Below are 19,627 nucleotides of genomic sequence, written 5' to 3' on the forward strand. Positions count from 1 at the left end.
TCCCGATCACCGCGGCGCAGAGCGCGGCCATGCCGGCGAGCACGCCGCCGCGCTTTGCAAACGGATTCTGCCAGCGGCTGAGGTCCGCCGGCTGTGCGGGCGGCGGCAGTGGCGCGGGTGCTGTGGGTTGCTCACCGCGCAATCCCTTCAGGATGCGCTCCGGCGTGAACGGCAATTCGCGGAAACGTACACCGGTCGCATCATAGATCGCATTGGCGATCGCGGCCGCGCTCGGCACCGAAGCGGACTCGCCGACGCCGAGCGGCGGCTGGTCCTGCCGCGGCAACATCAGCACGTCGATCTCAGGCAATTCAGGGAATTTGATGATGGGGTAGGCGCCCCATTCCCGCGCCGTTACGGCGCCGCGCTCGAAGGAGACTTCCTCCATCAACGCGCGGCTGGTCGACTGGATCACGTTGCCTTGGATCTGGTGCCGTACACCATCCGGATTGATCATCAGCCCGGAATCCTGGCCGGCGACGACACGGGTCACGCTGACATCGCCGGTCGCCTTGTTGACCGCGACGTCGGCTATCCAGGCTGACCATGCCGCGCCGTAGCCTGGAAATTTGCTGTGCACGTAGAGCGCATAGGCAAAGCCGCGGCCGCGCACGATATCGCCGTCCGCCTCGGGCTCTTTCCACACCGGGCGCGGCGTCCAGCCGGCGCGCTCGGCGACGGCGTTGACGAGGTCGATTGCGCGCTTGTCCTTCAAATAGCGCAGCCGGTACTCGATCGGATCGACCTCGGCCTCGGCCGCAAGCTCGTCGATATAGGATTCATGCGCGAAAGTATTGGGCAGCGCCGAGACGCCGCGAAACCAGGATGCGCGCACGATCGGCGGCATGTCGTTGGCGATCACGCGCATGTTCTCGTAGTCGTAGGGCGGGATCGCGGTGCGATCGCCCATCTCGAACACGGCGGCTTCAGGTGCGATCCGCCCGGTGAGCAGCAGCGCCAGCGTGGGTGCACCGTTCGAGGGATAACGCGTGGCGAAGTCGTAAGCAGCGACGCTGCCGTCGGCATTGAGGCCGCCATTGACGTCCATCAGCTGCGCGGTGCCCTTCGGCTCCCAGGCATGTTCCTGCTCGCGGGTGAGCTGCACACGCACGGGGCGGCCGACCGCGCGCGACAGCAGCAGCGCATCGGCGGAGACGTCGTCGGCGCAGTTGCGGCCGTAGCAACCGGCGGCCTCCATCCGGATCACGTCGATCTCGGATTCCGGCCGCCGGATCAAAAGCGCCAGATCGCCGCGCAGGATGTGCGGGTTCTGCGTGCCGGACCAGACGCGGATCTCGCCTTCGCCGTAATCGGCGACCGCACAGGACGGGCCGATCGAGCCGTGCATCTGGTACGGCCAGAGATAGGTCCGTTGCATCGGCTTCGCGGCCGCCTTGAGTGCGGCATCGACGTCGCCCTTGTCGATCAGCTGGCGCGGCGTCGAGGGATTGGCGCGCAGTGCATGTTCGATATCGGAGAGATCGGTCAGCTCGGGTCCGGGCTTCCAGCTCACCTTGAGCTGCGCCGCGGCCTTGATTGCGTTCTCCTCGCGCTCGGCGACGACGCCGACGAAATCGCCGATCCGCACCACCGCAACAAGCCCGGGGATATCCCGCACCGAGGCTTCATCGACCGCGATCAGGCTGGTGCCGACGAACGGGCCGGCATCGACGCCGGCATAGGGTGGACGGACGACGCGGCCGTGCAGCATGCCGGGCACGCGCACATCGTGGACGTAGACGAGCTCGCCGGTGGCCTTCGCCGGCAGGTCGATGCGCGGCACCGACTTGCCGACGACGGAATAGGCGCTGACGTCCTTGACCGGAACGTCGTCAGCGAGCTCGAGCCGGATGGTCTCGTCCGCGATCAGCTCGCCATAGCTGACGCTGCGGTTGTCGTGGCCGCGGATCAGGCCGTCCTCGATGGTGAGTTCGTCAGCCGGCAATTCGAGTCGTTCAGCCGCGCGCGTGAGCAGAAACTGCCGTGCTTGCGCGGCGGCCTTGCGCAAGGGGACGGCGGTGATCTGGATGGTCTCGCTCGCGATCGTCGCGCCCTGGTTCGGCACCACGGCGGTGTCGCCGAGAATGACGACGACGCGGGCAAAGGAGACGTCGAGCTCTTCGGCGACGATCTGTCCGAGCGCGGTGCGGATGCCGGTGCCGAGATCGACGTGACCGTTATAGGCGTTGACCGAACCGTCTGATGTGATGGTGATGAAGGTCTCGAACGCGCCTTCCGCACCCAGCACCGCGGGGCGGACGACCGACAGCGAGCCGCGATTGCGTTGCCCTGGAGACCGTGTGTCCGTCATCAATCGCGTGCCTCGAGCACGTGGCCGGCGGCACGCATCGCCGCGCGGATGATCTCGATATGCGCGCCGCAGCGGCAGAGATTGTAGCGCAGCGCTTCCAGCACGTCGTTCTCGGACGGATTCGGATTGCGCGTAAGCAACGCCTTGGTGGTGATGATCATGCCGTTGAGGCAATAGCCGCATTGCGCGGCCTGTTCGCGAATGAACGCATCCTGCACCGGATCGGGATGCTCGCGCGTACCGAGACCTTCGAGCGTGACGATGTCGCGCCCTGCACAGCCCTCGATCGGAATCACGCAGGCGCGCGCGGCGACGCCGTCGATCAGCACCGCGCAGGCGCCGCACTCACCGAGCCCGCAGCCGTATTTCGGTCCGTTCAATGCGAGATCGTTGCGCAGCACGTAAAGCAATGCGGTGTCGGGAGCGGCGTCGACATCATGATTCCTGCCGTTCACGGTCAGGCGCATTGCTCCGGTTCTCCCCTGATGTTTGCGCTGCAATGTCAGCGTCAGATCGGCGACGAGGATAACGTTTGTATACAAACGTGCAAGCGGCGGCATGCCGCGCTGCAGCGAGTGCACGCTTTATGAACAGGGTGCGCAAGCGAACGGCAGCTTTTGATCGCAAAGGCCGCTTGACAGGTGTCGGGCCCGCGCGCAGGATCATTCGTATACGAACGATATAGGCAGGGAGGCGGAAGCGCAGTATGATCGACCGCCACCACAAGTCCAGGCTTGGTCACGATGGCTGACACAATGACCGTCGCCGCCGGCGACAAGATCCGCTGCGATGCCTGTCCGGTGATGTGCTACATCAAGCCGGGCGCGGCCGGCGCCTGTGATCGCTATGCCAATCATGACGGCGCACTGGTGCGCGTCGATCCGCATGTCGTGCTGGAGCGCACGGTCTCGCATGGCGGCAAGCTGGTGCCGTTCCAGGTCAGCGGCGATTGGGACGGCAAGATCGTCCGCCAGCCCGACCTCTTCGTCACCGCGATCGGCGCCGGAACCACCTATCCGGACTACAAGCCGGCGCCCTTCATCGTGTCGTCGGAAGTCGACGGCGTCGATATGATCACCGTCGTGACTGAAGGCATTTTCTCGTATTGCGGCGTCAAGGTGAAGATCGACACCGACCGCTACCTCGGGCCGGAGACCGCGACCGTGCGCGCGGACGGCGAGGCGGTCGGCCACGTCACGACCAGCGAATATGGCTCGCAGATGCTCTCGCTCGGCGGCGTGCATCATCTGACCGGCGGCTCCAAGAAGGAAGGCCGCGTCACCTGCGATACGCTGATGGATCTCTCCAACTGCAAGGCGGTGGAGCTTGTGATCGACGGCGGCGCCACCGTCGTGGTGCAGGCTGGCAGGCCGCCGATCGTCAACGGCGTGGCGGAAGAGCGGATGCGGGTCGGCTGCGGCTCGGCGACGATCGGCATGTTCGCCAAGCAGTGGTATGGCAAGGTCGATGAAGTCGTGGTGGTCGACGACCACATCACCGGCGTGCTCAGCGAGCACCAGGCCGGCAAGCTGCTCGACATCGCCGACACCGGCATCAAGATGAAGGGCCGCCGTTCGACGCCCGGCCGCTATTTCCAGGTCGCCGATCCCGGCACCGGATGGGGCGGCACCAACATTTCAGACCCGCTGTCGATCCTCGGCCCCTTCAATGCCAAGGAAGCACGGCCCGGGCTCACCATGTTGATGGTTTCCACGACCGGCGAACATGCGTCCTACTACGTGCTCGACGAGGCCTTGAGGCCGGTCGAGACCGAGATGCCGGCGGACCTCAAATTCTCGGTCGAGCGCATCCAGGAGAATTGCGAGCCGGCGTTGTGCACCGTGCTGTTCATGGGTGGCGCGGGCGGATCGCTGCGCGCCGGCGTCACCGACAATCCGGTGCGGCTGACGCGTTCGGTGAAGGACGCGCTCACAAGGGTCACCAGCGGCGGCGCGCCGGTTTATGTCTGGCCCGGCGGCGGCATCACCTTCATGGTCGATGTCACGCAGATGCCGGCCGGCGCCTTCGGCTATGTGCCGACCCCGGCGCTGGTGGCGCCGATCGAGTTCACGATGCGGCTGTCGGATTACGCGGCGCTCGGCGGCCATATGGACTACGTCAGGCCGCTGTCGTCATTGCGCGACAGCGCCGACATCCGGCCGATGCCTTATCTCCCCGGGCGGCGCGCATGACGAGGCTCCCGCAAATCGCGCTTCTTCCTGACCGCAAGCGGTTGCATTTGCAGGACGGTCCCATTGATCTCGTCATCGAAGCCAAGGGCGGGGAAACTGAGGTTACTGCCGCATATCAGGCTGCGGCGCAGCGCTTCACCGGCTTGCTCGATGAACTCTGCGTGGAACTTGCTGAACTGCGCAGCGCGGCCGATCCCGATCATTGCGCGCTGAAGGGTGTGGTCGCACGGCGCATGCATGCGGCGGTCGCGCCGTTCGCCGCCGATTGCTTCATTACCCCGATGGCGGCGGTCGCGGGCTCGGTCGCCGAGGAAATCCTCGGCGCGATGGTCGGGGCGGCAACGCTCGACCGCGCCTATGTCAACAATGGCGGCGACATCGCGCTGCATCTCGGCGTTGGCGAACAGTTCAGCGTCGGCCTGATGGATCGGCTGGACCGCCTTGGCGTGATGCGCATGATGACAGTAGATAGCGACATGCCGGTCCGCGGCATCGCGACCAGCGGCCGCCATGGCCGCAGCTTCTCGCTTGGCATTGCCGATGCTGTCACCGTACTGGCGCGGACGGCATCGCAGGCCGATGCCGCTGCGACCGTGATCGCCAATGCGGTGGATCTGCCCAGCCATCCCGCGATCCTGCGCGTTCCGGCGAGCGAATTGCAGCCCGACAGCGACCTCGGCGCACGGCTGGTGACGCGCGATGTCGGGGCCTTGGCGGAACACGAGATCGAGGAAGCACTCGAGGCGGGGGCGGCGCGGGCTCGCATGCTCCTGATGTCGGGATTGATCGAGGGCGCGGCATTGCGTCTACTGGGCGAAACGCGAATTGTCGGCGCAGCTGGGCAGGAAACGCCGGCGTCGCACGCGTTTCAAGGACGAACGATAAGCAACATGCTGCAGGCATGACCGGGAGCGAGGCAAGATGAGCGCCGTCATTCGCAAGATCGTCACCGTGGTCGAGGAGACCCATCTGGAGATGGGCAAGACCATCGCGCCGCCGACAAGGCGTGCCGCTGCGATTGCCGTGATCGAAAATCCGTTTGCCGGCCGCTATGTCGAGGATCTCTCGCCGCTGATTGCGATCGGCGAGGAACTCGGCGAACTGCTTTCGAAACGGGCTGTCGCCGCGCTCGGGATCGATGGCGCCAAGGCGCACAGCTACGGCAAGGCCGCCGCCGTCGGCGAAAATGGCGAGCTCGAGCACGCGGCCGCGATCCTGCATCCGAAGATGGGCGCGCCGGTGCGCAAGGTGCTGTCGAAGGGCGCGGCGCTGATCCCGTCGTCGAAGAAGCGCTCGGGCCCCGGCACCACGCTGGATATTCCGCTCGGGCACAAGGACGCGGCCTTCGTGCGCAGCCATTTCGACGGCATGGAGGTGCAGATCAACGACGCGCCGCGAGCCAACGAGATCATGGTCGCGGTGGCGGTGACCGACAGCGGACGGCCGCTGCCGCGGGTCGGCGGGCTGACGGTCGATGAGGTGAAGGGCGAAGACGGATTGCGATAATCTCTTTCAAGAAAAACTGGAGGACGGGATGCGTGGTTATTTCGTAGGGGCAGGATTGGCGATCGCGGTCGCGACCATGGCAACGGGCGCCATGACGACGCAGGCCATGGCGCAGAGCGAAATCAAGATCGGCGAGATCAACTCTTATTCCTTGCTGCCGGCGTTCACCGAGCCCTATCGCAAGGGCTGGCAGCTTGCGGTGGAAGAGATCAATGCGGCCGGCGGCATCAACGGCAAGAAGCTCGTCGTCATTTCCAAGGATGACGGAGGCAAGCCGGCGGATGCGCAGACCGCGGCGAACGAGCTGGTGTCGAGCGAGAACGTCGCGATGCTCACCGGCACCTTCCTCTCCAATATCGGTCTCGCCGTCTCTGACTTCGCCAACCAGAAGAAGGTTTTCTTTCTCGCAGCTGAGCCTTTGACCGATGCGATCACCTGGTCGAAGGGCAACCGCTACACGTTCCGCCTGCGTCCGTCCAACTACATGCAGGCCGCCATGTTGGTTGAGGAGGCGGCAAAGCTTCCCGCAAAACGCTGGGCGACGATCGCGCCGAACTATGAATACGGCCAGTCGGCGGTCGCGGTGTTCAAGAAGCTGATGTCGGAGAAGCGGCCCGATATCCAGTGGGTCGACGAGCAGTGGCCGCCGCAGGGCAAGATCGACGCCGGCCCGGTGGTGCAGGCGACTGCCGCGGCGAACCCCGAGGCGATCCTCAACGTCACCTTCGGTGCCGACCTCGTCAAGCTCGTGCGCGAGGGCAACACCCGCGCCCTGTTCAAGGGCCGTACGGTGGTGAGCTTCCTGACCGGCGAGCCGGAATATCTCGATCCGCTGAAGGACGAGACGCCTGAGGGCTGGATCGTCACCGGCTATCCCTGGTATTCGATCAAGACGCCTGAGCACGACGCGTTCCTGAAAGCCTATCAGGCCAAGTACAACGACTATCCGCGGCTCGGCTCGATCGTCGGCTACCAGACCATCAAGGCGGCGGCGGCGATCCTCGCCAAGGCCGGCTCGAGCGATCCGGAGAAGCTGATCGCGGCGGCGGAGGGCATCTCGATGCCGTCGCCGTTCGGCGAGATCACCTTCCGCAAGATCGACCACCAGTCGACGCTCGGCGCCTTCACCGGCAAGACCGCGCTGAAGGACGGCAAGGGCATCATGGTCGACACCGCCTATCGCATGGGCTCGGACTATCTGCCGAGCGATGCTGAAATCGAGAAGCTGCGGCCGAAGGATTGAGGTCTTGAACTTCTCCCTCTCCCCGTTCTTACGGGGAGAGGGGCGGGGTGAGGGGCTTTCTCCACGAGCCGCGCTCGCGGAGAGTCCCCCTCACCCGAATTCAAGCTCGCGCTTGAATTCACCTCTCCCCGCAGGCGGGGAGAGGTGAACGGAAACTGACGCTTGTGTTCTCCAACGCGGACCGCCCATGGCCTTCTATGTCGTCCAGTTCCTGACCGGTCTTGCCAGCGCGGCGTCGCTGTTCCTGGTCGCTTCGGGTCTGTCGATCATCTTCGGCGTGACGCGGATCGTGAACTTCGCGCATGGCGCGTTCTACATGCTCGGCGCCTATGTCGCCTTCACGCTGACCGAGCGCTTCTCCGGTGCGTTCGGCTTCTGGGGCGGCATCATTGTCGCGGCGCTGGCGGTTGCTGCGATCGGCGTGCTGGTCGAGATGGTGCTGCTGCGCCGGATTTACCATTCGCCCGAGCTGTTCCAGCTGCTCGCGACCTTCGGCCTCACGCTGATGGTCGAGGACCTGGTGGTGCTGATCTGGGGCCCGGACGATCTGGTCGGCCGCCGCGCGCCAGGCTTCAAGGGCGCGATCGAATTCTTCGGCCAGAATATTCCGAGCTATGATCTGTTCCTGATCGCGCTCGGGCCGGTCGTGCTCGGCGTGCTCTGGCTCTTGTTCCAGCGCACCCGCTGGGGCGTGCTGGTGCGCGCTGCGACGCAGGACCGCGACATGGTCGCAGCACTCGGCGTCAATCAGAAATGGCTGTTCACCAGCGTGTTCGCGCTCGGCGTCTTCCTCGCCGCGCTCGGCGGCGCGCTGCAGATTCCGCGCGATGCGGTCAATCATGCGATGGACCTGCGCGTCATCGTCGAGGTGTTCGTCGTGGTCGTGATCGGCGGCCTCGGCAGCATCATCGGCGCGTTCGTCGCGGCCGTGCTGGTGTCGGAGCTCAACGCCTTCGGCATCCTGATCTTCCCGAAGATCTCCATCATTCTGGTGTTCCTGGTGATGGCGGTGGTGCTGATCGTCCGTCCCTGGGGCTTGTTCGGCAAGCCGGAGGCGCCCGCCCGGCGCACGCCGGGCCTGACGGTCAATCCCTGGCGGCCGCTGACGACGAATGAACGGCTCGCGGCGATTGCCGTGCTCGTGGTCGCGGCGGCGCTGCCCTTCGTCGCCGGCAATTACGTGCTCACCGTCGGCTCGGAGATCGCGATCTTCGTGATCTTCGCGGTCAGCCTGCATTTCCTGATGTCGGTCGGCGGCCTCGCCTCGTTCGGCCACGCGGCCTATTTCGGCCTCGGCGCTTATGGCGTGGCGCTGCTCGCCAAGATGGCGGGCCTGCCGATGATCGCCTGCCTGCTGCTCGGTCCGCTGCTCGGGCTATTGGGCGCGGCCGTGTTCGGCTTCTTTGCGGTGCAGCTCTCGGGCGTCTATTTCGCGATGCTGACCTTGGCCTTTGCCCAGATCGTCTGGTCGATCGCATTTCAATGGGTGTCGGTCACCGGCGGCGACAACGGCATCCTCGGCGTCTGGCCGGAAAAATGGGCGGCGAGCCCGTCGCATTTCTACTGGCTGTCGCTCGGCATTGCCGCGCTCGCGGTCGTGATCCTCCGCATCATCGTGTTCTCGCCGTTCGGGTTTGCGCTGCGGGCCACGCGCGACTCGCCGCTGCGCGGCGAAGCCATCGGCATCAACGGCAAGCGCATCCAGTGGACAGCCTTTGTGATCGCGGGCACGGTCGCCGGCCTCGCCGGCGCGCTGTTCGCCTACCTCAAGGGCAGCGTGTTCCCCGACAATATGGGCATCTCGCTGTCGGTCGATGCGCTTGTCATGGTGCTGCTCGGTGGCGTCGAGACGGTGTCGGGCGCGGTGGTCGGCGCCATCGTCTACAAGGCGCTCAACATCTGGCTGGTTAGCCAGACCGATCTCTCCAAGCTCGTGCTCGGTGGCTTCGTCGTGCTGATTGTGGTCGCGTTCCCCAAGGGCATCGTCGGCACGCTGGAAGCATTCGTGCATCGCCGCCGCAAATCATCGTCATCGGCGTCGTCGCCCTTGCTGACCTCCCGCATCGAGAGCGCCGAATGAGCATGGTCCCCACATTGCTGTCGGTCGAGGGGCTGACAAAATCCTATGGCGGCGTGCACGCGGTGCGCGGCGTCTCCTTCGAACTGCGCGCCGGCGAGATCCTGGCGCTGATCGGTCCGAACGGCGCGGGCAAGAGCACTTGCTTCGACATGCTCAACGGCCAGAACATTCCGGATAGCGGCCGTATCCGCGTGCTGGGCGCGGAGACCACCGGCAAGAAGCCGCGCGTGATCTGGCGCATGGGGGTGGGCCGCACCTTCCAGATCGCCGCGACATTCCCGACCATGACGGTGCGCGAGAACGTGCAGGTCGCGCTGGTCTCGCATGGCGCGCAATTGTTCAATCTGTGGGCCTCGACCGCGCGCCAGGCGCGCGATGAGGCGGGACGGCTGCTCGACCTGGTCGGCATGGGCGCCTATGCAGAGCGGCCCTGCGGCGAACTCGCCTATGGCGACGTCAAGCGGCTGGAGCTTGCGATCGCGCTCGCCAACCAGCCGAAGCTGCTGCTGATGGACGAGCCGACCGCCGGCATGGCGCCGCGCGAGCGTGTCGAGCTGATGCGGCTGACGGCGCGGATCGCGCGCGAGCAGTCGATTGGTGTTCTGTTCACCGAGCACGACATGGACGTGGTGTTCGAGCATGCCGATCGTATCCTGGTGCTCAATCGCGGCACCTTGATCGCCGAAGGCTCACCCGAGGAAGTGCGCGGCAATACGCAGGTGCGGGCGATCTATCTCGGCGAAGGCCTGCTCTATGACGCCCGACACCGCGAGGGAGCATCCGCATGAAGCTCACGGTGAATGACCTCAACAGCTTCTACGGCCCGGCGCATATCCTGTTCGATATCGCGCTCGAGGTCGGCGAGGGCGAAGTCGTCGCGCTGCTCGGCCGCAACGGCGCCGGCAAGTCGACCACGTTCCGCTCCATCGTCGGCCTGGTCGAGAATCGTTCGGGGCGTGTGATGTTCGAGGGCAGGGACGTCTCCGAGCTGCCGACGCATGCGATCGTGCGCGGCGGGCTCGGCTATGTGCCGGAGGAGCGGCGCATCTTCACTAACCTGACGGTCGAGGAAAATCTCGAGGTCGGCCGCCAGCCGAAGCGGGCTGGCGCGCCGCAATGGGACCGCGACAAACTGTTTAAGCTGTTCCCGAACCTCGGTGAGATGCGCGGCCGGCCCGGTGGACGCATGAGCGGCGGCGAGCAGCAGATGCTGACGATCGCGCGCACGCTGATGGGCAACCCGTCGCTGGTGCTGCTGGATGAGCCCTCGGAGGGCCTGTCGCCGAAGATCGTCGAGCAGATGGTCGATGCGATCCTGGCGATGAAGAAAGAGGGCGTCAGCATCGTCGTGTCAGAGCAGAATTTGCATTTCGCCCGGCTGATCTCGGATCGCGCCTATATCATCGAGCGCGGCCGGATCTGTTTTGGCGGCACCATGGCGGAACTCGATGCGCGTCCGGATATCCGCGACGCGCATCTGTCGCTGTAACGGCGAGGTGGGACGATGGCGAGGAGTGCTGCACAGAAGCGAAGCGTCAAGGCGGCCAAGCCGGGTTACGTGCTGGATGACCAGATCGGCTTCATCCTGCGCCAGGTGTCGCAGCGCCACGCCGTGATCTTCGCCCGCGAGATCGGCATCAATTTAACGCCGACGCAGTGGGCGGCGCTGTCGAAGCTGTCGGAGGTCGGCGCGTGTTCGCAGAACCAATTGGGGCGACTGACCTCGATGGACGTCGCGACCATCAAGGGCGTGATCGACCGCCTGACCGCGCGCGGCCTGACCGAGACCGCGCCCGATCCTGACGACGGCCGAAGGCTGCTGGTCAGCCTCACCCGCGCCGGCCAGCAGCTGGCCGACAAGGCCGCGCCGAATGCGCTCGTGATCTCAAGGGAGACGCTGTCGCCGCTCGACGCCAAGGAGCGCGAGACGCTGATGGCGCTGCTCGGGAAGCTGCGGTGATTCCAAATCCATTACCGTTACCCTGAGGAGCCGCGCGAAGCGCGGCGTCTCGAAGGGTCGACGGCTCGGCTTTGGCCGCGGGCCGTTCACCCTTCGAGGCTCGCTCCGCTCGCACCTCAGGGTGACGGATATTCTATCGAACTACTTCGCCATGATCTCCGGCACTTTCCCCGCTGGCGGGGTGTTGCGGCTGCGCTGGGTGCGGACGATGCCGTCGATGATGGTCATGCCGATGCCGGGGAGATCGCCGAGCTGAACGCTTTCCAGGATGTTCTTGCCCGGCGAGTGCTGCGCCCTGTCCATCAGCACGAAATCGGCGGAGCGGCCCACCTCGATCAGGCCGCAATCGAGCTCGCGCATCCGCGCGGTGTTGCCGGTCGCAAGGCAGAACGCTAGTTCGGCGGGCAGCTCGCCGAGCGAGGACAACAGCGAGACCATGCGCAGAATGCCGAGCGGCTGCACGCCGGAGCCGGCCGGCGCATCGGTGCCGAGGATGACGCGGTGCAGATCGCCCATCTCGCGCGCAGTGCGCAGCGTGAACAGCGCCGAACGCTCATTGCCGTTATGCACCAACTCGAGCCCGCGCTTGCAGCCCTCGCAGATGCAGCGGATCTGGTCGTCCGGCAGGGCGGTGTGGCCGCCATTGATGTGGCCGACCACGTCGGTGTCGGCCTCCAGCACCACGTCCTTGTCGATCAGGCCGGAACCGGGAATCGAAGGTCCGCCGGTGTGGATCGTGCTTTGAATGCCGTATTTGCGCGCCCAGCCGACCATTTTCCGCGCCGTCGGCCCGTCCTTGACGCCACCGAGCCCGACCTCGCCGAGCAGCTTGACGCCGGCGGCGGCCATTTCCTTGAAATCGTCCTCGACCATCTCGCATTCGATGACGGGCGCGCCGGCATGCACCTTGACGCCGCCCGGCCGCAGCGTCCAGAACGCGCGCTGCGCGAAGATCGCCATCGCCTTGACGCCGACCACGTCGCGCGGACGGCCGGGCATGTGGACCTCGCCGGCGGAGATCATCGTGGTGACGCCGCCATGCAGATAGCTGTCGATCCAGTTGATCTGGTTCTGCCGCGGCGTCCAGTCGCCGGCGACGGGATGGACGTGGCTGTCGATCAGGCCGGGCGCGACCGTCGTTCCCATGGCATCGACGATCGTGGTGGCGCCTTCGGTGTCGACGTCCTTGAGGCGGCCGATCGCTGTAATCTTGCCGTTCTCGGCGACGATGGTATCGGCATCCAGAATTGGTCGTTCCAAGGCTCCCGACAGCAATAGCCCGATATTGCGGATCACCAGCTTGCTGGGGCCGGTGGCCTGGGGCGCGTCGTGAGCCATGGGTGTTTTCCTTCTGTTTTCTTTCCGAAATTGCCCGGGAATTTGAGCCCGGCTTGACTTTTGGATCAAGTCGGATTATTCGTTTGTATACGAATGATCGTATACAAACGATCCGGCCGGTCAACAGGGTTCAAGTCCTTCCCCGCCGCAGCACAAATCAGGGATTGGTGCGATGAGCAATTTCAACCAGGAAAGCGTCCTCAGCGTTCATCACTGGACCGACACGCTGTTCTCCTTCAAAACCACGCGCAATCCGTCGTTCCGTTTCCGCAACGGTGAGTTCACCATGATCGGGCTCAAGGTCGGCGAGAAGCCGCTGCTGCGCGCCTACAGTGTCGCCAGCGCGAATTACGAGGACACGCTCGAGTTCTTCTCGATCAAGGTTCCGGACGGCCCGCTGACTTCGCGCCTCCAGCATCTGAAGGAAGGCGACGAGATCATCGTCAGCCGCAAGGCCACCGGCACGCTGGTCATCGACAACCTCGAGGACGGCCGCAACCTCTACCTGATCGGCACCGGCACCGGCCTCGCGCCGTTCCTCAGCGTGATCAAGGATCCCGAGACCTACGACCGCTTCGAGAAGGTCGTGCTGCTGCACGGTTGCCGCCGCGTCAAGGAGCTCGCCTATGGCGAGATGATCACCGAGAAGCTGCCGCAGGACGAACTGATCGGCGAGCTGGTGCGCGATCAGCTGGTCTACTATCCGACCGTGACGCGCGATCCGTTCCGCAACCGCGGCCGCATCACCGATCTCATCACCTCGGGCAAGCTGTTCGCCGATATCGGCCTGCCGGCGCTCGATGCCGCGCATGACCGCGTCATGATCTGCGGCTCGCCGGCGCTGGTCGCCGACACCCGCACGTTGCTCAATGGCCGCGGCTTCGTCGAGGGCAATCACGGCGAGCCCGCGCAGTTCGTGGTCGAGAAGGCGTTCGCCGAGCGCTGAATCTTCGCGCTGACCTCCAGCCCCGTCATTGCGAAGAGTTCGCGACAAAATTGCGCAGTAATTTTGTCACCGAAGCGAGGAAGCAATCCATCTTCCGGTACAGCCGGGAGTAATGGATTGCTTCGCGTCGCCTGCGACGGGCTGATGTGCTAAGGTCGGACGGCCGGCGTCTCGACCGGCATGCCGCGCGCCCGCGACATCAGATAGAGCTCGAGCTCGACCAGCTCGGGCGAACCGTAATCGTAGGCCTGCGCGCGGATGCCGGTGATGCAGGCGCGCAGCCGCCGCTGCAACGATCCGAGCGACTGCCATTCCAGCCGGTATAGTGGATAGCCGGTCGGCTGCGCTTGCGTGATCGCGCTGCCCGCGAGCTTCTTGTCCCAATTATCATCGTGGCAGTTCGCACAGGCCAGATTGAGCTGGCCCTGCCGCTGCATGAACAGCGCGTGGCCCTTTTCGACGAACGGCGCCAGCTCCGGATCGTCGCCGGCTGCGATCGGCACGCCGCGCGATTGCTGTGCAACATAGGCTGATAGCGCCATTGGTGATGGCGTCGTTGATGTCGTCGTCTGATGGCTTCGGGTTTTCCTTCAGCAGCGCCGCCACCGCCATGATCATGCCGCTCTGGCAATAGCCGCATTGCGGCACGTCGCTGGCGATCCAGGCGAGCTGCACCTTGTGCATCACGCCGCCCGCCGCGAGACCTTCGATGGTGGTGATCTCCTTGCCGGCCGCTTCGTTCACCGTGATGCCGCAGGAGCGTATCGCGACGCCGTCGACATGCACGGTGCAGGCGCCGCATTGTGCAATGCCGCAGCCGTATTTGGTCCCCGTCAATCCGACATTCTCGCGAATCGCCCACAGCAGTGGCGTGTCGTCCTCGACGTCTACATTGATTGTCTTGCCGTCGATTTTGAGGTTTGCCATCGCTTTCCCCTGAATGGTCCAATCCTCCGATTGGACTTCGGTGCGATGTTGGCCTCGAAACTGGAACGGTTCAAATCAAGAATATGCGCTTGCGGCGCGGAAGAAAGTTGATGGCGCGGTGTATGGTCGCGCCCCTGCGCGCGTTACATGCCTGTTATGTCTTTTGCGGTGAGGCGACGGCCAGACGCAGGAAGCTCATGACGCTGCCGAGCACGCCAAATCCGGCACCGAGCGCCAGCGCCACGGTGGCGCCCTCGCGATCGGCCAATGCGAAGCAGAGTGCGGCCAGCGCAGCGCCGGTGGTCTGCCCGATCAGCCGCGCGGTCGCAACGATGCCGCTGGCGCTGCCGCTGCGATGCGACGGCGCGCTCGACATGATCGCCTTCATGTTGGGGGTCTGGAAGAAGCCGAAGCCGATGCCGCAGACCATCGTGCGCCAGACGATGTTGGCGACGCTCGGCTCGGCCGGCAGGGTCGCGAGCAGCGCCATGCCGAGCCCCAGCAGCAGCATGCCGATGCCGCCGAGGATGCCGGCCGGATAACGATCCGACAGTCGGCCGCCGATCGGCGCCATGAAGGCGACCACCAGCGGCCAGGGCGTCATGAAGAAGCCGGTCTCGACCTGCGAGCGATGCAATATGTCCTCGAAGTAGAACGGCAGCGACACGAAGGCGAGGCCCTGCACAGCGAATGAGCAGACCGCCGTCGCGGCCGACAGTGCGAAGATCGGCCGCCGGAACAGGTCGATCGGCAGCATCGGCGCCGGATGATCGGCATGCCGTCGGGTCAGGATCCAGCCGAGCAGCAGCGCGCCGACGAGCTCGGAGATGACCAGCGCAGGCGCAGCCTTGTGGGCGGCGCTGCCGATGCCGATGATGAAGAGGCCGAGACAGGCGCAGGCCAGCGCGGCGCCGGCAAAGTCGAAGGCGTGGGTGGCGCGCGGCGTCTTCGGCAGCGTCTTCATGCCGATCAGCACTGCGAGGACGCCGAACGGAATGTTGACGGCGAACAGCCAGGGCCACGGACCGAGCGCAAGGATGCCGGAGGCGATGGTCGGCCCCAATGTGAACGCGGTCGCGACCACGAGCGCATTGTGGCCGAAGCCGCGGCCGTGCATCCGGCTCGGATAGACGAAGCGCACCAGCGCAGTGTTGACACTCATCAGGCCGCTGGCGCCGAGGCCCTGTAGCGTCCGCGCGACCAAGAGGCTCGGCAGCGACCACGCCAGCGCACACCCAAGTGACGCCAATGTGAATAGCAGCAGGCCGCCGAGATAGATCCGCTGGTGGCCGACGATCTCGCCGAGCGCGCCGAGCGGCAGCAGCGTCGCGACCAGCGCGATCTGGTAGACGTTGACGACCCAGACCACTTCGGCAGGGCTGACATGCAGATCGTTGGCGATCGCGGGCAGCGCGATATTGGCGATCGCGGTATCGAGCGAGGCCATCGCCAGCGCCGTGAAGATCGCCGCCACCGCCCAGCGCCGGGTCTCCCAAGGCAATCCATCGGTGATCGCCGCCGCAGCCGTGCTTGATGTCGGGGTCTTCTCGAGCATGCCTGAAAATGTCTCCGGGATCGCCGTGTACTACGCCGGCATCCCGTTCCCCAGCCGCGCTGCTGCATGATGCGTATGCGAAGTGGCCTTGCCGGGGCGCGCGCCGGCAGGGTGCGGGTGAGGGCGGGCGCGTGTTCGTGATTTTTACCAATGCACGGGGACCGCGGGTACGATCGGCGCCCGGCTTTCCCTGCGCCCTCTTGTTCAAGAGGGCGAAGCGCAAAGCAAAGCTCTGGCGATTGTCGTACTGCGTCCCCATCCATAACTGTCATCGCCCGGCTCAAGTGAACCGGGCGATGACACTGAACAAGCTGTTTGACGGTTGAATCGGACTCTACTGAAGCGCCATTCCCGAGGTCTTGATGACGGTTGTCAGCTTTTGCTGATCGACTTTCATCAGCTCGGCGAGCTCGTCGAGCGACATCGGCTTGCCGGGAATGTTGGCGAGCGAGAGCTGGCGCTGCACGTCGGAGTTCTGTAGCGCCTTGTTGACCGCCGCATTAATCCTGGCGAGCAGCAGCGTCGGCGTCGCCGCCGGGACGTAGATGCCGTACCAGGGCACGTAGGCGGCCTCGGCAAAGCCTGCCTCCGCGATCGTCGGGACGTCGGGCAGGTCGGGGACGCGCTTGTCGGTGAACACCGCGAGCGGCTTGACGCTACCGGCCTTGATGTGCGGCAAAGCCAGCTCGAGCGAGACGATCTCGAAATGCATCAGGTTGGTCATCAGGTCGATCAGCGCCTGTGGTTGGCCCTTGTAGCCGACATTGGTCAGCTTGATTCCGGCGACCTGAAACAATTTCTGCGCGCTGAGGTCGATCGACGATCCCGTGCCGGGATTGCCGAAGTTGAACTCTCCCGGCCGCTTGCGGGCCAGTTCGACGAATTCGCCGATGGTCTTCACCGGCATCGACGGATGCACCAGCGCGACGCTTTGATTCCAGACCGCGAGGCCGACGCATCTGAAATCCTTGGCCGCGTTCCAGCCCGCATCTTTGTAGAGATCGGGGTTGACCAGCAGGGCGGGGCCGGTGACAAGCCAGGTGTAGCCGTCCGGTTCGCTGCGCGCGACTGCGGCGGTGCCGATATTGCTGTTGCCGCCGGGACGCGCCTCCACCACGACGGTCTGCTTCCAGTCGCGGCCGACCTGCTCGGTCACCGCGCGCGCGACGATGTCGACGATGCCGCCGGCGGGGTAGGGCACGATGATGTGGATCGGTCGGCTCGGATAATTGTCCTGTGCCCGAGCGCGAATGCTGCCGCAGAGCGCCGTGACGATGCCCACGAGCAAGGCCATCGCGGTCGTGATGCCACGCATGTCGTCCTCCCCCCATGTGCCGCATCGTTCGCGCGATGCGGACCTTGATGCATGATCTCTGGGAAAGCGCCTCACGCGCTTCCGGATCGTGCCCTAGCTGTTGGCCACCAGCGAGCGGATGCTGCGGGCGAGCCCGAGGATGCGCGGCCCGCATTCGCGCTCGATCTGCTCGGCGCTGAAGCGGAACGAGGGGATGCCGCAATTGACCGACAGGCATTCGCCGGTCGGCGTGCGGTAGAGCGGCGCGGCGACGCCGAAGATCTCGCGCCGCCATTCGCCGAGCGAGACGGCGAAGCCGCGCTCGTTGCAGAGCTCGATGTCCGGCAGCGTGCGCCGCTCGACATAGTCGAGTTCCTCGGGACGTTCGGCCTTCACGCGGGCGACATAGGCGTCGCGTTCGTCCTTGGTGAACAACGACAGTAGGGCGCGCCCGACCGCGGTCGGCGCCAGCGACGAGACGAAACCGACGTCAGGCACGTGCGGCACCGCGTCCGTGGTGCGCAGCGTTTCGACATAGATGAAGTCGAGCCCGAACGGCATCGCGATCGATACCGTGCCACCGGTATACGCAGCGAAGTCGCGCATCAAGGGACGCGCGAGCTGGCGGACCTTGAGCTGCGACAGCACCGGATAGGCGGCGGCGAGCACGCCGAGCCCGAGCACGAAGCGGCCCTTGGCGTCGCGCCTGAGGTAGCCGAGCTGCTCCAGCGTGTAGGTCAGGCGCGAGACGGTCGGCCGCGACAGGCCGGTGTATTCGGCAAGCTCTGCATTCGACAGTGGACCTGCGTGGTTGCGGAAGGTGGCCAACAGGTCGAGCCCGTGCGCCAGGGTGGTCGCAAAGGACGGATCGGTCTGGGGTTCGAGCGAGGACAATGCCGCCATACGAAATAATGGTCGAATCTGCGTTAATCTGTCAAGATATCGAAATGAATTTGCAAATCGTTTCGATATGGGATTATGTCCCGTCCAAAGATGGGAGGCGGCATGGATTTCGGTCTGTCCGAGCGATCGGAGCGTTGGCGGCGCGATCTGCTGGCCTTCTTCGAGCAGGAGGTGCTGCCGCGCCATCGCGCCTGGCTCGACCACGTCCGCGCCCACAACGACACGCCGCCTTTCATGGCCGAGTTGCAGCAGAAGGCCCGCGCGGCGGGACTGTGGAATCTCGGCCTGCCCGAACTTGCCGCCGACGAGCCGGGCACGCGGCTGTCCAATCTCGACTACGCGCCGCTGGCGGAGATCATGGGACGGCTGTTCTGGGCGCCGGAGGTGTTCAACTGCCAGGCACCCGACGTCCCGAACATGATCGCGTTGCAGAATTGCGCGACGCCGGAACAGAAGACGCGCTGGCTGGCGCCGCTGCTCAACGCCGAGACGCGCTCCGCCTTTGGCATGACCGAGCCCGACGTGGCGTCGTCCGATGCCACGAACATCACGACACGGATGGTGCGTGACGGCGATCACTATGTGATCAACGGCCGCAAATGGTTCATCACAGGCGCCGCGCATCCAAGCTGCAGCTTCCTGATCGTCATGGGCGTCACGGATGCCGGCGCCGAGCGTACCAGCCGGCATTCCTGCATCATCGTGCCGATGGATGCGCCCGGCGTGCGGCTGGTGCGGCGGCTGCGCTGGATGGGCTGCGAAGATCATGTCGCGCCGATCGGCGAGCTCGTGTTCGACAATGTCCGGGTGCCCGCGGAAAACCTGCTAGGCGCCGAGGGCGAGGGCTTCAAGGTCGCGCAGGTCCGGCTCGGGCCGGCGCGCATCCACCACTGTATGCGCTCGATCGGTCTCTGCGAGCTCCTGATCGAGCTGATGATGGCGCGCGCCGCGGAGCGCAGCGCGTTCGGCCGTACCGTGATCCAGTACGACACCGTCCAGCGCTGGATCGCCGAAGCTCGCGTCGAGCTGGAGCAGGCGCGGCTGCTTGCCTATCGCTGCGCCTGGCGGCTGGATCAGGCCGGCCATCATGGCGCCTGGCGCGACGTCTCTCTGATCAAGGTCGCGGTGCCGGCGATGCTGCAGAAGATCGCCGACCGCGCCATGCAGGTGTTCGGCGCAATGGGCGGCTCCGACGACACGCCGATCCATCAGGCGCTGGCCTGGGGACGGCTGTTGCGGATCGGCGACGGGCCCGACGAGGTGCATCTGCGGCAGATCTTCCGGATGGAGCCGATGCCGGACTGGTCGATCGCCAACTCGCCCTATCTTGCTGCACATCCCGCCTGAGCGGCGCTACAGTGTCCACCGAATT

Annotated in this window: 16 protein-coding genes and 2 pseudogenes; 10 read left to right on the top strand and 8 right to left on the bottom strand. The window is 65.3% G+C overall.

Going from position 1 to position 19,627, the window contains the following annotated elements:
- Both H8A95_RS06380 and H8A95_RS06385 read right to left on the bottom strand, forming a co-directional pair.
- Window positions 1-2,311, bottom strand: a 2,311-nt coding sequence (locus H8A95_RS06380) for a xanthine dehydrogenase family protein molybdopterin-binding subunit (protein ID WP_229182390.1), incomplete at its 3' end; no start/stop codon positions are given.
- A complete protein-coding gene (locus H8A95_RS06385) occupies window positions 2,311-2,778 on the bottom strand; it encodes a (2Fe-2S)-binding protein (protein WP_229182391.1) in 468 nt (155 codons plus the stop codon). The genes H8A95_RS06385 and H8A95_RS06380, both read right to left, overlap by 1 nt.
- Window positions 2,779-3,054: 276 nt before the next feature.
- Between H8A95_RS06385 and H8A95_RS06390 the strand changes: the two genes are divergently transcribed.
- The 8 genes from H8A95_RS06390 (at window position 3,055) to H8A95_RS06425 (ending at window position 11,292) form a co-directional block, all read left to right on the top strand.
- Window positions 3,055-4,503 (top strand): 6-hydroxynicotinate reductase, encoded by a 1,449-nt coding sequence (locus H8A95_RS06390; protein ID WP_229182392.1) that lies wholly within the window; start codon window positions 3,055-3,057, stop codon window positions 4,501-4,503.
- The gene (locus tag H8A95_RS06395; protein WP_229182393.1) at window positions 4,500-5,408 is read left to right on the top strand and encodes a UPF0280 family protein; all 909 of its coding nucleotides are present in this window, start codon (window positions 4,500-4,502) and stop codon (window positions 5,406-5,408) included. Before H8A95_RS06390 ends, H8A95_RS06395 begins: the two co-directional genes overlap by 4 nt.
- 16 nt (window positions 5,409-5,424) lie before the next feature.
- On the top strand, window positions 5,425-6,009 hold the full coding sequence (locus H8A95_RS06400) for an amino acid synthesis family protein (protein ID WP_029078203.1): 585 nt from the start codon (window positions 5,425-5,427) through the stop codon (window positions 6,007-6,009).
- A gap of 28 nt (window positions 6,010-6,037) precedes the next feature.
- Window positions 6,038-7,252, top strand: a complete 1,215-nt coding sequence (locus H8A95_RS06405; RefSeq protein WP_420839339.1) for an ABC transporter substrate-binding protein — start codon at window positions 6,038-6,040, stop codon at window positions 7,250-7,252.
- Window positions 7,253-7,439: 187 nt separating this feature from the next.
- Window positions 7,440-9,332, top strand: a complete 1,893-nt coding sequence (locus tag H8A95_RS06410) for an ABC transporter permease (RefSeq protein ID WP_229182394.1) — start codon at window positions 7,440-7,442, stop codon at window positions 9,330-9,332.
- Window positions 9,329-10,120 carry an ABC transporter ATP-binding protein gene (locus H8A95_RS06415; RefSeq protein WP_229182395.1) on the top strand — a complete coding sequence of 264 codons (792 nt, stop codon included), beginning with the start codon at window positions 9,329-9,331 and terminating at the stop codon, window positions 10,118-10,120. The genes H8A95_RS06410 and H8A95_RS06415 overlap by 4 nt, the downstream gene beginning before the upstream one ends.
- Complete coding sequence (locus tag H8A95_RS06420; protein ID WP_229182396.1) at window positions 10,117-10,821, top strand: ABC transporter ATP-binding protein; 705 nt, start codon at window positions 10,117-10,119, stop codon at window positions 10,819-10,821. Before H8A95_RS06415 ends, H8A95_RS06420 begins: the two co-directional genes overlap by 4 nt.
- A gap of 15 nt (window positions 10,822-10,836) precedes the next feature.
- Window positions 10,837-11,292, top strand: a complete 456-nt coding sequence (locus H8A95_RS06425) for a MarR family winged helix-turn-helix transcriptional regulator (protein WP_229182397.1) — start codon at window positions 10,837-10,839, stop codon at window positions 11,290-11,292.
- 141 nt (window positions 11,293-11,433) lie between these two features.
- Here H8A95_RS06425 and H8A95_RS06430 read toward each other — a convergent pair whose 3' ends face one another.
- Window positions 11,434-12,630: an amidohydrolase family protein gene (locus tag H8A95_RS06430; protein WP_229182398.1), complete on the bottom strand. Its 1,197-nt coding sequence runs from the start codon at window positions 12,628-12,630 to the stop codon at window positions 11,434-11,436.
- 172 nt (window positions 12,631-12,802) lie between these two features.
- Between H8A95_RS06430 and H8A95_RS06435 the strand changes: the two genes are divergently transcribed.
- Window positions 12,803-13,576 carry a ferredoxin--NADP reductase gene (locus H8A95_RS06435; protein ID WP_050423388.1) on the top strand — a complete coding sequence of 258 codons (774 nt, stop codon included), beginning with the start codon at window positions 12,803-12,805 and terminating at the stop codon, window positions 13,574-13,576.
- 149 nt (window positions 13,577-13,725) lie between these two features.
- Here the strand turns inward: H8A95_RS06435 and soxA are convergent.
- The 5 genes and pseudogenes from soxA to H8A95_RS06460 all read right to left on the bottom strand — a co-directional run.
- Window positions 13,726-14,118, bottom strand: a pseudogene (gene soxA, locus H8A95_RS06440) (sulfur oxidation c-type cytochrome SoxA); the annotation flags it as partial.
- Window positions 14,117-14,503: pseudogene (locus H8A95_RS06445) on the bottom strand ((2Fe-2S)-binding protein); the annotation flags it as partial. The pseudogenes H8A95_RS06445 and soxA, both read right to left, overlap by 2 nt.
- Window positions 14,504-14,657: 154 nt before the next feature.
- A complete protein-coding gene (locus tag H8A95_RS06450; protein ID WP_229182401.1) occupies window positions 14,658-16,058 on the bottom strand; it encodes an MFS transporter in 1,401 nt (466 codons plus the stop codon).
- Between the two features lie 334 nt (window positions 16,059-16,392).
- A complete protein-coding gene (locus H8A95_RS06455) occupies window positions 16,393-17,373 on the bottom strand; it encodes a Bug family tripartite tricarboxylate transporter substrate binding protein (protein WP_229182402.1) in 981 nt (326 codons plus the stop codon).
- 93 nt (window positions 17,374-17,466) lie between these two features.
- Window positions 17,467-18,255, bottom strand: a complete 789-nt coding sequence (locus tag H8A95_RS06460) for an IclR family transcriptional regulator (RefSeq protein WP_229182403.1) — start codon at window positions 18,253-18,255, stop codon at window positions 17,467-17,469.
- A 102-nt stretch (window positions 18,256-18,357) separates the two neighbouring features.
- Between H8A95_RS06460 and H8A95_RS06465 the strand changes: the two genes are divergently transcribed.
- A complete protein-coding gene (locus tag H8A95_RS06465) occupies window positions 18,358-19,602 on the top strand; it encodes an acyl-CoA dehydrogenase family protein (protein WP_229182404.1) in 1,245 nt (414 codons plus the stop codon).
- Window positions 19,603-19,627 lie beyond the last annotated feature (25 nt).

The sequence above is a fragment of the Bradyrhizobium oropedii genome (assembly GCF_020889685.1).
Lineage (GTDB): Bacteria > Pseudomonadota > Alphaproteobacteria > Rhizobiales > Xanthobacteraceae > Bradyrhizobium > Bradyrhizobium oropedii.

Coding starts and splice junctions, on each gene's coding strand:
- H8A95_RS06385 (WP_229182391.1), bottom strand. CDS start 2,778: ATGCGCCTGACCGTGAACGGCAGGAATCATGATGTCGACGCCGCTCCC.
- H8A95_RS06390 (WP_229182392.1), top strand. CDS start 3,055: ATGGCTGACACAATGACCGTCGCCGCCGGCGACAAGATCCGCTGCGAT.
- H8A95_RS06395 (WP_229182393.1), top strand. CDS start 4,500: ATGACGAGGCTCCCGCAAATCGCGCTTCTTCCTGACCGCAAGCGGTTG.
- H8A95_RS06400 (WP_029078203.1), top strand. CDS start 5,425: ATGAGCGCCGTCATTCGCAAGATCGTCACCGTGGTCGAGGAGACCCAT.
- H8A95_RS06405 (WP_420839339.1), top strand. CDS start 6,038: ATGCGTGGTTATTTCGTAGGGGCAGGATTGGCGATCGCGGTCGCGACC.
- H8A95_RS06410 (WP_229182394.1), top strand. CDS start 7,440: ATGGCCTTCTATGTCGTCCAGTTCCTGACCGGTCTTGCCAGCGCGGCG.
- H8A95_RS06415 (WP_229182395.1), top strand. CDS start 9,329: ATGAGCATGGTCCCCACATTGCTGTCGGTCGAGGGGCTGACAAAATCC.
- H8A95_RS06420 (WP_229182396.1), top strand. CDS start 10,117: ATGAAGCTCACGGTGAATGACCTCAACAGCTTCTACGGCCCGGCGCAT.
- H8A95_RS06425 (WP_229182397.1), top strand. CDS start 10,837: ATGGCGAGGAGTGCTGCACAGAAGCGAAGCGTCAAGGCGGCCAAGCCG.
- H8A95_RS06430 (WP_229182398.1), bottom strand. CDS start 12,630: ATGGCTCACGACGCGCCCCAGGCCACCGGCCCCAGCAAGCTGGTGATC.
- H8A95_RS06435 (WP_050423388.1), top strand. CDS start 12,803: ATGAGCAATTTCAACCAGGAAAGCGTCCTCAGCGTTCATCACTGGACC.
- H8A95_RS06450 (WP_229182401.1), bottom strand. CDS start 16,058: ATGCTCGAGAAGACCCCGACATCAAGCACGGCTGCGGCGGCGATCACC.
- H8A95_RS06455 (WP_229182402.1), bottom strand. CDS start 17,373: ATGCGTGGCATCACGACCGCGATGGCCTTGCTCGTGGGCATCGTCACG.
- H8A95_RS06460 (WP_229182403.1), bottom strand. CDS start 18,255: ATGGCGGCATTGTCCTCGCTCGAACCCCAGACCGATCCGTCCTTTGCG.
- H8A95_RS06465 (WP_229182404.1), top strand. CDS start 18,358: ATGGATTTCGGTCTGTCCGAGCGATCGGAGCGTTGGCGGCGCGATCTG.